The 14,675-nt window shown below is 46.1% G+C and carries 11 protein-coding genes; 1 reads left to right on the forward strand and 10 read right to left on the reverse strand.

The genetic code is table 11. From position 1 onward, the window contains the following. Positions 1–265: 265 nt before the first annotated feature. The gene (locus ACFQ2O_RS14090) at positions 266–1,693 is read right to left on the reverse strand and encodes a sugar MFS transporter (protein ID WP_377528713.1); all 1,428 of its coding nucleotides are present in this window, start codon (positions 1,691–1,693) and stop codon (positions 266–268) included. 437 nt (positions 1,694–2,130) lie between these two features. Then, positions 2,131–2,817, reverse strand: a complete 687-nt coding sequence (locus tag ACFQ2O_RS14095; protein WP_377528715.1) for an RNA polymerase sigma factor — start codon at positions 2,815–2,817, stop codon at positions 2,131–2,133. A gap of 515 nt (positions 2,818–3,332) precedes the next feature. Here ACFQ2O_RS14095 and ACFQ2O_RS14100 point away from each other — a divergent pair. After that, the gene (locus tag ACFQ2O_RS14100; protein ID WP_377528717.1) at positions 3,333–4,244 is read left to right on the forward strand and encodes a mechanosensitive ion channel family protein; all 912 of its coding nucleotides are present in this window, start codon (positions 3,333–3,335) and stop codon (positions 4,242–4,244) included. Here ACFQ2O_RS14100 and ACFQ2O_RS14105 read toward each other — a convergent pair. The 8 genes from ACFQ2O_RS14105 to ACFQ2O_RS14140 form a co-directional block, all read right to left on the reverse strand. Further along, positions 4,241–5,512 carry a metal-dependent hydrolase family protein gene (locus ACFQ2O_RS14105; protein WP_377528718.1) on the reverse strand — a complete coding sequence of 424 codons (1,272 nt, stop codon included), beginning with the start codon at positions 5,510–5,512 and terminating at the stop codon, positions 4,241–4,243. The two genes, ACFQ2O_RS14100 and ACFQ2O_RS14105, sit on opposite strands and share 4 nt — an antisense overlap. A gap of 144 nt (positions 5,513–5,656) precedes the next feature. Continuing rightward, on the reverse strand, positions 5,657–7,306 hold the full coding sequence (locus tag ACFQ2O_RS14110; RefSeq protein ID WP_377528720.1) for a M1 family metallopeptidase: 1,650 nt from the start codon (positions 7,304–7,306) through the stop codon (positions 5,657–5,659). A gap of 233 nt (positions 7,307–7,539) precedes the next feature. Next, a complete protein-coding gene (locus tag ACFQ2O_RS14115) occupies positions 7,540–7,824 on the reverse strand; it encodes a GNAT family N-acetyltransferase (protein ID WP_377528722.1) in 285 nt (94 codons plus the stop codon). A gap of 54 nt (positions 7,825–7,878) precedes the next feature. Further along, positions 7,879–8,952 carry an NADPH dehydrogenase NamA gene (namA, locus tag ACFQ2O_RS14120; RefSeq protein ID WP_377528724.1) on the reverse strand — a complete coding sequence of 358 codons (1,074 nt, stop codon included), beginning with the start codon at positions 8,950–8,952 and terminating at the stop codon, positions 7,879–7,881. Positions 8,953–9,039: 87 nt separating this feature from the next. Next, positions 9,040–10,092, reverse strand: a complete 1,053-nt coding sequence (locus ACFQ2O_RS14125) for an FUSC family protein (RefSeq protein ID WP_377528726.1) — start codon at positions 10,090–10,092, stop codon at positions 9,040–9,042. 160 nt (positions 10,093–10,252) lie between these two features. Then, positions 10,253–10,645, reverse strand: coding sequence for a response regulator (locus ACFQ2O_RS14130; RefSeq protein ID WP_377528728.1), 393 nt, complete (start codon positions 10,643–10,645; stop codon positions 10,253–10,255). 388 nt (positions 10,646–11,033) lie between these two features. Continuing rightward, positions 11,034–12,146, reverse strand: coding sequence for a PAS domain-containing sensor histidine kinase (locus ACFQ2O_RS14135; protein ID WP_377528730.1), 1,113 nt, complete (start codon positions 12,144–12,146; stop codon positions 11,034–11,036). 163 nt (positions 12,147–12,309) lie between these two features. After that, on the reverse strand, positions 12,310–14,580 hold the full coding sequence (locus ACFQ2O_RS14140) for a PAS domain-containing sensor histidine kinase (RefSeq protein ID WP_377528732.1): 2,271 nt from the start codon (positions 14,578–14,580) through the stop codon (positions 12,310–12,312). Positions 14,581–14,675: the final 95 nt, after the last annotated feature.

The raw sequence follows: 14,675 nt of genomic DNA on the forward strand, positions 1-14,675 counted from the left end.
ATAGTGCGTGTTAGTTTCTCATTATTTGGACGAATCTTAGTATAAGCAGTGTGTAGAGGTACATTTATGTGTTCCATTGAAAGCAGCAGGTGCTTGAAAATCTAAGTGCAAAAACAAAGAGATTATCTTTAGCAGACCCATTAACCATGCGTCGTAAAGTATGCAAATTTCTCCTGCTAAACCAGGGAGGTAAAAGTAGAGGAAAGCTAAAAAAGAAAAAGCCGGACAACTTACGTTGTCCGGCTTCTAAAGGCATTAAAAGTATCTATATAGCGGCTTCTTTTACTTTAGAGCCAGAGAAACCATAGTACATGATGTATAAGTAGCACACCAGCGGTATAAGGAACGATAGCTGAAGGTTGCCTGTAATGTCGGCCACAATGCCCTGCAAAGGCGGAACTATAGCACCGCCCACTATGGCCATGACAAGTAAAGAGGAGCCCTGGCTTGTATGTACACCTAAATCTTTAACGGCTAGCGTAAAAATGGTAGGGAACATGATGGAGTTGAACAAGCCGATAGAGATAACTGACCACATGGCTATGGAGCCTTCTGTGAAGCAGGTTAATAACAACAGTACCACTACTGTTCCGGCAAAATAGCCCAGTGTTTTGCTGGGTATAAAGCGCCCCAGCATCAGTACCACAAAATTCAACGCAATCAGACCTAAGGCTATCAGCGCCTCTTCCATGCCATAAGCAGTGTATAGTAACACAAACACTACAGCTGCAATACCTGCAATAATCAAGTACTTATAGCTGGTGTTGCGCATGTTAGATAGGGCAACTGCACCAAAGAAACGACCTACCATAGCCCCACCCCAGTAAAATGCCAGAAAGTGTCCGGCCTGTGTTTCATTCAGACCTGCAATCTCAGGTAGTATAAAAAAGTTGATGAGCGTGCTGCCTATGGCAACTTCTCCACCTACATAAGCGAAGATACAGACAATGCCTAAAACCAGGTGACGGTAACGCAATGCCCCTGCGTCTGGCGCAATAGAAGCATCCCCTTCACTCTGTATACTTGGTAATTTAGAGATTTTTATGATAAGAGCTATCGCAACCAGAGCAGCAGCTAAACCAAGGTAGGGGAGTTTCACTGAGTCTGCACCTGCGTCCTGCATTGTATCAACTGCTCCAAAAATCAGGTATCCGCCAATAATGGGTGCTACTGTTGTGCCTAATGAATTTAAAGCCTGTGTCAGGTTTAAGCGGCTGGCGGCGCTCTCTGCAGGCCCTAGTATGGTTACGTATGGGTTAGCTGCAATCTGGAGCAACGTAATGCCTGAGGCAAGCACAAATAGCGCCCCCAGAAAGAAGCCATAGCTCAACATACTTGCCGCCGGGTAAAATAAAGCGCAGCCGATAGCAGCTACCAGAAGCCCTATGATGATGCCATTCTTATAGCCGATTTTGCGTATTGGATCTCCTTTAGTGATGGAAAGCACGAAGTACAGCAGCGACACGATAAAATAAGCACCAAAGAAAGCTGTTTGGATAAGCATGGCTTGCCACAATTCTAGTGTGAAAACCTGCTGTAGCTTAGGAATCAGAATATCGTTTAAGCAGGTAATAAAGCCCCACATAAAGAAGAGCATTGTTACTGTAACAAGTGGGCCCGTGTACTGTTTATTTACTGCGTTGGCGTTAGTCGCTTTAACAGCATTTACATCGGTATGTATTGTTCCGGCCATAAGTTTTAAGAATTATAAGTGGTTCAGTTATAGTGTCGGTATATTTCTGGTATGTAGTAGTAGTAGTGCTTTAGCAGCAAAACAAGATGGAGATCAATGGAGTAATTAAGTACACGTTTACATTCGTTTTTGCATGCAAAAGCTGAATAGATGGGGTTCTGACAATGTTTCTCCTGACTTCCATGGCAGCGCTAAGTTGTGGGGTTTCTTTACACACAGTTTGAAGCGCAAAGCATGAAGTTGAAGCATCCTATCAAGTATAATTTAGACAAAACCATTTGCTAATTGAACCACATGCGCACCAACTGCCTATTAATGTAGGTATAAGCTGTGCTTGCCAGGCGCTTTTTGCTGTCATGCATTTATATAATGCCTTATTTTGTAGGCCCAGTGGCATAGCAGAAAGACGGGTAAGGTAATACATGAGGAAAAGCTTCTTAGATTTCTTTTAAACCAAACAATAAAGCTCCGCTTCCTGCCACCTGTATTGATTCTAAGTCCTGGGGTTTTTCTGCTGAGGTGCCGTTGAAACTACTGGCAAAGCCACTCATGCGCTGCCGTAAAGAAGGGGCCTCTGCTACGGGTTGCGCACCAGCCTTAAACAGCTTGTGGAGTTTGTCGATGGCCTTGTACGTGAGCTTATAGACTGACTTCTGGTCTATACCCATAACGTCGGCTATTTCATCATACTGCAAACCCGTAAAGTACTTTAGGAAGATGATCTCCCGCTGCCGATCAGGTAATTGCTGAAGCAGGTGCGCTATCTTCTTTTGTGTAAATTCAAAAGACTGGATATTGATCAATGCTGTTTCGTGAGATACCTCAGAGCCTATCTCCATGTCTTCGTTAATGGTTTCGTACTTGCTTTTGTAGGCCGCTTTTTTGCCAAGTTCGCATCTAAAAGCCTTCAAAAGATAGTTTTTTACACTAGGAGGGGTAGAAAGGTTGGCTCTGCTCTTCCAAATCTGGAAAAACACCTGTTGAATACAATCCTTAGCCAGGTCGCGGTCGTTGGTGAGTTTATTGCCATAGCGCAGCATGATAGGTGCGTATTGCCTATAAAGAAGTGTGAAATCAGCCTCACTACCCGCTTTAAACCTTCGCCATACTTCCAGATCTTCCATGCAGCCTGCTTTTATTACCTGCCAGATAAAATTAAATACCTACTGTATATCTCCTCATGCAGCCTCTCTGATGGCAGACCAGAAATCTAGTGCTTGCAATACTGACTGCTGAACTTTCGACCCGAATTTTATATGAAAGAAAAGGTTCGGGCGATAAGAGCATTAAAATCTAAATGTTGTATTCCTAAGTTTAGCTTTAGTTTGTTCTGTTATATAGCTTCTTGTAACCAATGACTTGCGAAAGTATAAGCTTAGTCTACAATTATACTTTATGTTAATCGCTGGGAAACTAGCACCCGTTTTTAGGTTTACAATAGGGGTAAAGGTACAAAAATGAGTTTAAAATAAAATAAGTTAGTACTCACTTTTTGATATGCTAACGCCTGGGCCTCTTAAATGTTTCTGAAAGTCCCTATATAAGTATGTTTGAATGTAAGGGGTGCTATCAAGAAGAAACTCTAGCCAACACTTTGACTGTATCAGCACGTAAGCAGGTAAAACACTGAACGCGTGCTATGGCTAAAATAATAGAGTGGCTAGCTTTGATGACGGGGCTTACTACTGCTTTTTATAACGATTTACTTTATTCGCTGGCGGTAATTGGCGTGCTCTGGCTCCTGAGCAGGCTGTTCCTGCAGTATGTGGCTAATAGAAAGAGCGACCTGCGTAAACAGTATCAATGGCGGAAGTTTTCTAATTACGCAGCTACTGGTCTTGCTATTCTAAGCCTTTCCTATATTTGGTTCGATGGGTTTAAATCAATCGCTACCTTTTTAGGCTTATTTTCGGCGGGTTTGGTACTTGCCCTGCGAGAGCCTTTGCTCAACATAGCCGGCTGGGCCTATCTTATCTGGAAGAGGCCTTTCCATATTGGTGATCGTATTCAAGTGGGAGATCATATCGGAGACGTGATAGACATTCGCTTATTCCAGTTTACGCTAAACGAAGTGCGGGGCTGGGTAGATGCAGATATGGCAACGGGGCGTGTGGTTAACATCCCAAACCTGAAGCTTTTTACAGAAGCACAGGCTAACTACAACTATGGCTTCCCTTTTGTGTGGCAGGAAATTCCGGTGCGGATAACTTTTGAAAGCAATTGGCAACAGGCAAAATCCATTCTTAGAGATGTTATGCAGCGCCACGCTGAGCAGCTTACGGAAGCTGCCCGGGAACAGGTAAAGCGGCAGTCGCAGCGGCACCTTATTTTCTACGAAGATTTGCAGCCCCGGCTTTACACAAGAGTGCAGGATAATGGAATTGAACTTACCATGCGCTACATGAGCAGTGTGCTGCGGCGGCGTCAGAGTACGCACCTCATCTGGGAAGATGTCCTGACAGAGTTTATGGCCCGGCCTGATATCCGTTTCGCATACCCTACCACTCGCTTTTACCAGCAGGATGAAGGGCAGGCACCGCTAAAGAACTAATTTTCTTCTTTATACATCTGGCCGCCTTTCATTACAAATCGTACCTGGCGTAGCTTACCGATGTCTGAAGCAGGATTCCCCTGTACAGCCACAAGGTCTGCCAGCATTCCAGCTTTAATGCGACCTACGCTGGCACCAATCCCAAATGCATCAGCGTTAACTGATGTGGCGGACTGTAGTACCTGTAGTGGTTGCATGCCATAAGCTACCATCATCTCCATTTCACGGGCATTGTCTCCATGCGGAAATACCCCTACATCTCCACCCATACATAGTGTTACCCCGGCTTTCAATGCTTCTTTAAAGCTTTCTCTTTTTTGTTTGATCCGTTCAGGCTCGGGGTCCTGCCCCTTTTGCCAGCCACGATACTGACTAATGGCGTCTCCGGCGGCTAGCGTAGGACAGAGAGCAACCTGATGCTTTTTCATGAGGCGGTAGATTTCCGGAGTGGCCCCATCACCATGTTCTATGGTTGACACACCTGCCATGATAGCACGACGCATGCCTTCCGGAGTCGAAGCATGCGCTACAACAGGTCGCCCACTGCTATTGGCAACTTCTACAATTTTCTTCAGCTCGTCCAGCGTAAAGGTTGGCGCAGCCTCACCGTTTAGCCCCCATCTATAATCTGCATATACTTTTATGATGTCGGCACCATGCCCTATCTGATCTCTTACTTCGCGTGTTACGCCCTCTAGCCCATCTGCTTCTGCAGCGCCTATGGGTGTTACGATATCATAGCTTAGCTCTTTTGGCCCATAACTGCCGGTGGCAACCAGTGCTTTGGTGGCCACCAACATGCGCGGCCCCGGGATAGCTCCTTTTTCTATAGCCTGTTTTAGTCCGACATCATCAAACCCAGCTCCTTCAGAGCCTAAGTCACGAACTGTGGTAAAGCCTGCCAGCAGTGTTCTTTCAGCATGCACAGTGGCACGGGCTATTCGTTCTGCTCTTGATTCACGGAGTACCTGGTCATTCCAGGATGTTTCGTTGTAAGGGTGCAATAGCAAATGACTATGCCCTTCTATCAAACCGGGTAACAAAGTCATGCCTTTTAGTTCGCGCACCGCAGCCTGCACCGGCGCCTGCACCTTGGCTCCAACAGCTTCTATTTTATCGTTCTTTACCAGTACTTGCCAATTTTCATGCATGCTCTCGCCATCAAACACTCTGTCTGGCTTAAGCAGCATGTAGCTATCCTGGGCATGTAAGCTTTGGGTAAGAGAGGTAAAGAGAAACAAGGTAACTATGGCAAAGCAAGATTTCATATAACTGAAGTATAAAAACGATTCAGGAAGTATAAATATGGTGATCAGAAGCAGTTCGTGCAACTATACCTTTACATCAGAGCCACACAAAAGCAAAACGCCGGCGTGTATACATGCCGGCGTTTTGCTTTTGTGTGGCTCCGATTATGTAGTGGTTGCTTTAGAGCTTGTCACATAGAAGTTTTTGTCTACTTCTACTTTAGCGCCTTTCTTCACCCCTTTCAGCTCTTTCCAGTCGGTGGTTGGTTCCAGCCACTGCTCTTTTCCGTTCAGTGACACTTTTACCGGCATATCAAAGTTAGCTACCGAATTCGCCCAACGGTACTGTAGCTTGTTGCCCGCCAGTCTGTACTCGAACTTCGGGATGCGCACATCGCGCAGGTACTGGTCAAATACGGGGGTGAGGTTGCGGCCTACCTTTTGGCTCAGGTAGTCCTCTATTTGCTGTGTGGTTACCGTCTGGTGGTAAAAGTCCTTGTTCAGACCCCGCAGTATGCTTCTCCATTGCTCGTCGTCTTGCACGATCTGGCGCAGGTTGTGCAGCATGTTGGCCCCTTTCGGATACATGTCTCCAGAGCCTGAATGGTTTACGTTATAATGGCCAATGATAGGCTTATCATTGCGGATGATGTTCCGCAAGCCGATCACGTACTCGTTTGCTGCTTGTGTACCGTAGTGGTAGTCCAGGAACAGCGACTCCGAGTAGTTCGTGAAGCTCTCGTGGATCCACATATCGGCTATGTCCTTGTAGGTGATGTTGTTGGCGAACCACTCGTGGCCCGACTCGTGTATGATGATGAAATCGAACTTCTTGCCCCAGCCGGTGCCGCTCAAATCTCTGCCCAGGTAGCCGTTCTGGTAGCCGTTGCCGTAGGTGACGGAGCTCTGGTGCTCCATGCCCAGGTAAGGCACCTCCACCAGCTTGTAGCTATCCTCATAAAAAGGGTAGGGGCCAAACCAGTGCTCGAAAGCCTGCAGCATCTGGTTTACCTGTTTAAACTGCTTTTTGGCCTTGCTCAGGTTATCGCGCAGCACATAGTAGTTAAGGTCCAGCTCACCTTTCTCGCCTTGATACGTATCGGAGAAGTGTGCATAGTCGCCTATGTTGATGTTCACGCCGTAGTTGTTGATGGGGTTGGAGACGTACCAGCTATAGGTTTTGCTGCCGTCCGGGTGCTCCTGCACATGCTTCAGCCGGCCGTTGCTCACGTCCACCAATCCTTTGGGAGTCCGAACGCTGATGCGCATGCTGTCCGGCTCATCGTACATGTGGTCTTTGTTAGGCCAGAAAAGGCTGGCGCCGTCTCCCTGCACAGAGGTGGCCACAAACGGCTTTCCGTTCTGGTCGCGCTGCCAGGTTATGCCGCCGCTCCAGGGCGGGTTCTCGCTTACCTGCGGCTTTCCGCCGTAGAATACCTTGATCTCCTTCTCCTCGCCGACCTTTTGCTGTTCCTGCAGCTGCACAAACCAGGCGTTGCCGTCCTGCTGCACCTGCAGGTCCTTTCCGGCCTGCGTCACCTTTTGGATGCGCATAGGCGGCTGCAGGTCTACCTGAAGGCGCTGGTGTGGCTCCAGTACTTTGTAGCGGATGGTGTTGCTGCCTTGCAGCGTGCTGTCTTGTATGTTTACTGCTATGTCAAGGTCATAAAAGGTAAGGTCCCACCAGGCGCGTTCCGGAGTTATACTTCCCCTTAAGGTGTCCTGGCGGCTGAACTCTTGGGCCTTAGCGGTAGTGGAGCCAACGCAAAGCAGGGCGCTAAGTGCTAAAGCATGAAGTAGGCGAGGTTTTCTCATGTTTCTTATGTGGGGTAAATCAGATGTTAAACGTACTGCCCAAATAATTATTCAGAAGCAGCATAGGATAGCTAATTTACCTTTTTTGAGCTGTATCGCAATAACTGCAGGTGCCATTAATAAAAAAAGACAAGTACAATGGCCTTAACTGGCGCAGTTGTACTTGTCTTTTGTATTGCCCTAAGCTTCATGTTGATTCCGCAAATACAGGGCACTTTATACTTGTCAGCCGTTTAAACGGGCTGCACTAAATCCTGGTATTGCTTGTGGCGCTTGATATAAGCCTCTACAACAGGGCAGGAAGGAATTACTTTATAGTTATTGGATTTGGCAAATTCCAACCCCTCCTGTACCAGTTTATCGGCTATGCCCTGGCCACGGTTACTTTCAGGAACAAACGTGTGGTCAAAATCCATCACTTCCGTTTCAGGGTAAGTATACGTCAGCTCTGCATCTTCGCTATCGAACTCAATATAAAAGCGGAGATCTTCTTCGTCGTGAATTATGTTTTGGCTCATTATTTCTGAATGTTGATACTTTTGCTCTTACGTGCCAGGGCGACAGGTGTTAATTTATTTCCTTGGTTTTGCGCGCTCGTACTGCGGTGGCCATGCCTGTTCGTCGCCTAACTCGTGGGCAGCATGCAGTGCAAAGTATGGGCTGCGTAATACCTCCCGTGCCAGCAGTACAATGTCGGCCTGGCCTTTGGATAGTATCTCTTCTGCCTGTTTTGCCTCTGTAATCATGCCCACAGCTCCGGTTAAAACGGCAGCTTCTTTCTTAACCTGCTCCGCAAACTGCACCTGGTAACCAGGGCCAACGGGTATAGAGGCGTTCGGAACGTTTCCGCCTGTTGAGCAGTCGATCAGGTCAACGCCTACGTTCTTCAGTTCTTTGGCCAGAGCCACGGAGTCATCGCCGGTCCAGCCGTTTTCAGTCCAGTCGGTGGCGGAAATCCGAACGAAAATCGGATATTCTTCCGGCCATACTTTACGTACTCGTTCTGTTACTTCCAGCGTGAGCCTGATACGGTTTTCGAAGGAGCCGCCATACTTATCGGTGCGTTTGTTGCTGAGCGGAGAGTAAAACTCGTGTAACAGGTAGCCGTGTGCGGCATGAATTTCAATTACCTTGAACCCTGCTTTCTGTGCTCGTATGGCAGCAGCTTCAAAAGCATCAATTACCTGCTGAATGCCTTCTTCTGATAATTCAGTAGGTACCGGGGCGCCCTCCTCGAAAGGTAAGGCACTTGGGGCTACAGTTTGCCAACCGTTCTCCTCCTGCGGGGCAATAGGGCCTCCTCCGTCCCAGGGTCTGTTATGGCTGGCTTTACGTCCTGCATGGGCTAGCTGTATTCCTGGCACTGCACCTTGCTCAGAGATAAACTTTGTGATGCGCTGTAGCCCTTCAATATGTTCATCTTTCCAAAGGCCCAGGTCATGAGGCGTGATTCTACCTTCCGGCACAACTGCTGTAGCTTCAAAAATGATGTGTCCGGCACCTCCAGCGGCACGGCTGCCCAGGTGCACCAGGTGCCAATCGGTGGCAAAGCCATCCTGGCTGCTGTACGTGCACATAGGAGATACAGCAATTCTATTTCTGAAGGTGACATTGCGCAGCGTTAGCGGCGAAAATAGTATAGACATGTTCAATTTGATTTTGAGTTAATGGTGTACAAACAACTCCAGCCATCTTTTGTTGTGGCTGGGGAGTAAAGTATACGCAAGCAGGTTTCAGCGTTCTACCTCTTTGAGGATTCTGTTTAGATCTGTAAGTATGCTGCCCACATCGCGGAGGGTGCGGTTGGAGTGGATGCTTCGTAAATCATCAAGGCAGTGGTTTTGCAGCAGCTGTGCTTTCTTTATACCATCTGTCAAAGCCTCTCGGTACTGTTCTGGTGACTCTACAATGGATAGGCTGAACAGCATTATGCATTCTGCTGTAGCTTCCATGGCCAATTGTAATGCCTGCGTATCTTGTAGCTCGGAGTGAAAAATACGGGCTGAATTAAGATCGGCTATGCCACGGCGGATGCCTCTTATTTGTGTGGTGATATGCTCTAATCGCTTTACCAGAATAGTGAGCCTGCTGAGATGCGTGCGCTTATGGGTTAGAAACGGATTATACTTAAGGCTTTGCTCAGCTAAAAGCAACGCAGTGGCGCACTTTTCAGTTGCAGCGATCAGTGCATCCGTTTCCTGCCTGCCAACAAGCTGGCCTTTATCTGTCTGGTGGAGTTGCTGAGACAATACAATTAATGTGGACGTTGCCTGTTTGCCCATGGCACGAATGCTTTGCTCTACTTCCGGTATTGCATTTTGAGGGACGATAAGGGCATTGATCAACACCGCCACAACCGAACCAAGCAGTGTCTCCACCACCCGCTCCAGCGCATAACTGTCTTCCTGCAAGCCAAACGAGAGCACCAGAAAAGAACTCACCGCCACCTGCGACACTATCTGAGGATTCATCCGCAGTGCTTTGGAAATAGCCATTCCTATCAAAATGACAAGAAAAATGGACAGGCTGCTTATGCTAAGCCAATGCCCGATAAGCAAACTTACGGCTACCCCGCCCACAATGCCTATGATTCGCTGGGTAGCTTTCTCTACAGAATCAGCCACTGTAACCTGCACGGTTAAAATAGAGGCAAGGGGAGCAAAGTATGGAAACTCTGATCCTAGTATGGTGGTAGCCACTATCCAGGAAACTGCGGCGGCAAGTGCTGTTTTAACTATCTGAAGCGTTAACCCCAGACGGGTAAATACATCGGAGTAGCTGGGCATTGGTGGTTCTGGTTTACTTTATGGGCAAATTGTTCTTAGCTGTCGCTTAAAGCGGCAAGGTATAAAAGTATGAAATTTGCAGCATCGAAAGTATCTGATCAGGAAAGGCCGGGCAATGATGTAGCAAGGCTGCTTAAAAGTCGCAGCTGCAGCATTTACCTTATAAGGTCTTTAAAACATGTAGAATATCATCGCCCACAGGCTTGTGTAGAAAGCCGGCAAGTATACTGTAATTTTTAGAGCGTTCCATTTCACAAATATCTACCGAAGAGGTGAGTATGTATATCTTACACTGCTGCTTGAGCTGTTGATTATAAGGTTTTAAAGCATCTAGAAAATCCCAACCGCTCATAAAGGGCATGTTAAGATCCAGGAAAAGTACTTCCGGTAAGTTTTGCTCCCCTTGCGTTAGTAGTTGCAAAAGGTGCTCTAAAGCTTCTGCAGGATTTAGAAAGGTAGAATATTCAAGGGCGAAATTTTCTGTTACCAATACTGTTTCAGTCAGGAAAATGCTTACCTCGTCATCATCAACGATGAATACTTTCTTATACATGATGCGAGATTATTCTAAAAATGGGCTTACTCATTGAATGCTGTACTTCCTGAAATTCACATAACTATGGCCATTAGAGCATACACATGCTCTGACAGTATATCCCTGCAGCAGGGATATTTTTATTTATACTCAAACTATACTTAAAGCCTCTGATGATGGGTAGTTAATAAGAACCTAAGTAGGCCAAACACTATACCTATACCTGACAAAGGTGTAAAGGTATCTGATTAGTTCGCTACTTAAATGTGTTTCGCTAATCTTATGATCAATATTAAATAAAATATGAGTCTTGTGCTATAAGAGTGTACTTTAGAAGCAAGATCTAATAAGCTAAGTCAGGCACTTAACCCATTCGGAATTGCACAAGCTAAGCAGGTGAGGATAGCTAACGGTTAAGCGGAAGTTCTATATGAAAGGTAGTGCCCAGGCCTGGTTCACTGCTAACCAAAATTTTCCCCTGTAGCATTCTTATCTGTTCTTTTACCAAATAAAGCCCCAGGCCTTTGCCTTCTATTCCTTCATGAAAGCGTTTGTACATGCCAAACAGTTGCGGTGCCACTACATCTAAGTCCATCCCCGAGCCGTTATCTTCAACGGAGATAAAGGCACTGCATTCGTTTTGAGTTATGGTAACAGTTATGACCAGCGGCCGGTCAGCGGCTCGGTATTTAATGGCATTGGACAGTAGGTTCTGTATAATACTGACCAGGTAAGCTTTAACAGAAAACAAGTGTACATCATCCTGGTGCACTACGTGCACAGTGGCCGCAGCATTTTTGATCTCTAACTGCAGACCTGCCATACACGCTTGTACCAGCTGTACCAGATAGCAGTTTTCACGGGATTCGTCGCCGTGGTGGCGCATGGATAGCACCTGGTTCAGGTCTTTCACCATGACATCAAGTTGCTCCGCTGAATGAAGCAGCGAATTAATGGCCGTTTGGGTTGTGCTGACAGGCAGGTTGTTTTTTTGCAACAGTTTGCTCAGGCCCAGCAGGCGCGCAATAGGGCTACGGAAATCGTGCGCTACTATTTTCCTGAATAATTCAAGCTCTTCGTTTTGCTGCTTCAACTCTTTCGTTGCTTCTAAAAGAACGTGCTCGCGCGTTTGCTGCTCGGTTACATCTTGTGCTATGCCAAAAATAGCCACTGTTTGTCCTGCAATTCTCAGTGGAAGGAGCGTGACTTTCAAGTTTAGTTCAGCCGAGTCTTTTAAAAAAATCGTTTGGAAGCGCTCTGTTTGCCCTTGGCTGGCAGCCAGAAGGTGAACAGTCGCTTTTTCATGTTCTTCCGGTGCAATATACTTGGCAAAGTGCTGCCCTAGCAGCTCATGCTTCTCTAGCTGAAGTGTAAGGCATAAAGCTGTATTTACGGTATGGAAAAGATAATGTAGATCAAGTGTGAAAACAGTATCAGGATAATGATTGAAGAACATCCTGTTAAGGAGCTTCAGTTTAAACATATCTATGGCTGGGGAAGCAGTGGTGGGTGAGATCACAGTATAAAGGCTATAGATGGTTGAAAATATGTTAAAGTCGTATTGGCTGAGAAATATAAACAGGCAGTTGCTGAGGTGCTTTTGAACTTTGCTGAATGTATCACAAACCTACGCCTCCTGATGCTGTGGATTTAGCTTTAACAGCCTGCAAAGTTGCCCCAAACTAAACATGTTTAGCTCCTAAATATATTTTAAAGGTGCTACCTTCATCCGGGGCACTCTCTACAGTAATTTTGCCCCCCAGGGCCTCAACTTGTGTTTTAACCAGAAACAGGCCGATTCCTTTGCCATGCACCAGCGGATGGAAGCGCTTGTAAAGCTGAAACATCTGGTGTCCTACCATTTTCAGGTCAAACCCAAGGCCATTATCACTAACTGTTATGATGTACCCTCTATCATCTGGAACTACCTGTATGGTCAGCTTTAATTTTCGGTCGTTAGACTTATACTTTAAGCTATTGGAAACCAGGTTGTGCAGAATGCTGAATAAATAAGATTTGATGGAAAGCAGGTTGTGGTCTGGAGCGATATCAACTGTTACAGTAGCGGCGTAGGGTGGTATTTCTTCTACAAAGCTTTCTAACACTTCTTCACAAACCTGCTTTAAGTTTACCAGTTCTCTGCTTGCTGTGCGGCCAGAGTCTCTTATAGAAAGTACATGGTTGATGTCTTTTATGACAGCATCTAATTGGTTAACAGAAGTATGTAGCTTTTCTAAGGCGCTGGCAAAAGTAGGCTCATTTTTAGGTAGCTTTTGCACCAGATTTGCTAAGCCTAATGCGTTGGCCACAGGAGCACGCAGGTTATGCGATATGATATATGTAAACTGTTGGAGGTCTCTGTTTTGCTTGTACAGATCGTCTGTAAGTTTCAGCAGCTTTGCCTCCGCTTCTTTTTTCTCGGTAATATCAGTTTCAATAACAATATAATTTGTGAGCTCACCTTCCTTATTAAAGATAGGTGTGACATCACTATAACACCATAGCTGCTCTTTATTTTTCTTATAGCCAAGAGTCTCTAATGAGAAAGGCTTCATTGATTTATACTTCTGTTCAAATAAGGTCGTTAAGGTGTCATCAGCCTGTAAGTCAGCATAAAGCTGCTTGGGCGATATGCCAATAACCTCCTCACGGGTATAGCCAGTTAAGCGGCAAAATCCGTCATTCACCCACTCGATATTGGTATCAGGGTCAAGAATCATGATGCCGTTGATTGTTTTACTGGCTACCAGAGAAAGCTTTTCCAGCTCTCTTTGCGTGTGCTTCTGCTCTGTTACGTCAGAAAACTGCACCGTAATGCCCTGGCTTGTGGAGTAGAGGGTATAGTTTAAAGTGCAGGAAATAGGGTAAGTATCCTGGTAAGACTCTTCGAAATGCACCGATGTGGTTTTACCGGCTATTTCATGACATACTTTATAAAGCCGCGTAGGACTTAACTTTGGAAACAGCGACCATATCTCCCTGCCGGTAATTTCTTCCCGTGTACGCTGCATAAAATTTGCAAAAGCGCTGCTGACATAGGTAAAGCACCAACTGCTGTCCAGGGCAAATAAAGGTTCTGTGATGCTTTCTAAGATATTGTTTAGTTGTTGCGCCTGCTCTTTTATAAGAGCCTGTGCTTCGGTGGCTTGTGTAATGTCTCTGGCTATCCCCTGTATACCTTTCACCTTGCCTCCAAAGTATACAGGCATTACCGAAACGCTGATATACTTCTCTGTTTTGTCTTTGGTGACAATCTTGATCTCCACTGTATGCGCTTCTCCTTCAAGTACTCGTGCAAAGGCCATGTTTGCACTCGGCAGCGAATCGGGGTGTACTATATCAATGTACTTGAAAGTTTCTAAATCTGCTTCGCTGTAGCCGGTAAGGGTTTCCATGTGCTGGTTCGAGTGCTGAAACGTGCCTTCTATACTTAAGGTGAAAACGGTATCAGGGTGCTCGAAGAACAGCGACCTATAGTAGGCTTGGTGGTGGTCTCGCTCAAAGGATGTCAGGTAAGGCTCTGTCACATCCTTTGAGTTTATCAGAATGCCCTGCACATTTGGGTCATCCAGTAAATTAGTCGCTTCAGACTGTACCCAGCGCCACTCACCACTCTTTACCCTATACCTGAAAGGAGGTACCTGCGGCTGTCCTCCCGCCACAACAGTCTGGATGCATTGCTGTATGATAGGCTGGTCGTCGGGGTGTATGAATGACAGGCAGCGTTTGCCTAGAAGCTCTACAGGTTTGTAGCCATAGATCTGCTGGGCTGATTCTCCTACAAAGATATACCTACCTTCGGTATCTAATACAGAAATCAAATCTTTACTCTTGCTGATAATAGAGCGATAAAACTCTAGCGAGTGAGTGTCCGGGGCAGAAGGGGGGATGATAAGTTGCAATGCTTTGAAGTTGTTTTCTAGTATACTAAGTGTTTCAGTCTGCAAAATCATACTATCCGCTATAAATATTTTAATACCATACAGAGGGATAGTTTAGGTAACATAAAGCTATAGATAAGTATAGGGCCTTTGCACCCACTATACAT

Source organism: Pontibacter rugosus, from assembly GCF_042678745.1.
Lineage (GTDB): Bacteria > Bacteroidota > Bacteroidia > Cytophagales > Hymenobacteraceae > Pontibacter > Pontibacter rugosus.

Coding starts and splice junctions, on each gene's coding strand:
- ACFQ2O_RS14090 (WP_377528713.1), bottom strand. CDS start 1,693: ATGGCCGGAACAATACATACCGATGTAAATGCTGTTAAAGCGACTAAC.
- ACFQ2O_RS14095 (WP_377528715.1), bottom strand. CDS start 2,817: ATGGAAGATCTGGAAGTATGGCGAAGGTTTAAAGCGGGTAGTGAGGCT.
- ACFQ2O_RS14100 (WP_377528717.1), top strand. CDS start 3,333: ATGGCTAAAATAATAGAGTGGCTAGCTTTGATGACGGGGCTTACTACT.
- ACFQ2O_RS14105 (WP_377528718.1), bottom strand. CDS start 5,512: ATGAAATCTTGCTTTGCCATAGTTACCTTGTTTCTCTTTACCTCTCTT.
- ACFQ2O_RS14110 (WP_377528720.1), bottom strand. CDS start 7,306: ATGAGAAAACCTCGCCTACTTCATGCTTTAGCACTTAGCGCCCTGCTT.
- ACFQ2O_RS14115 (WP_377528722.1), bottom strand. CDS start 7,824: ATGAGCCAAAACATAATTCACGACGAAGAAGATCTCCGCTTTTATATT.
- namA (WP_377528724.1), bottom strand. CDS start 8,952: ATGTCTATACTATTTTCGCCGCTAACGCTGCGCAATGTCACCTTCAGA.
- ACFQ2O_RS14125 (WP_377528726.1), bottom strand. CDS start 10,092: ATGCCCAGCTACTCCGATGTATTTACCCGTCTGGGGTTAACGCTTCAG.
- ACFQ2O_RS14130 (WP_377528728.1), bottom strand. CDS start 10,645: ATGTATAAGAAAGTATTCATCGTTGATGATGACGAGGTAAGCATTTTC.
- ACFQ2O_RS14140 (WP_377528732.1), bottom strand. CDS start 14,580: ATGATTTTGCAGACTGAAACACTTAGTATACTAGAAAACAACTTCAAA.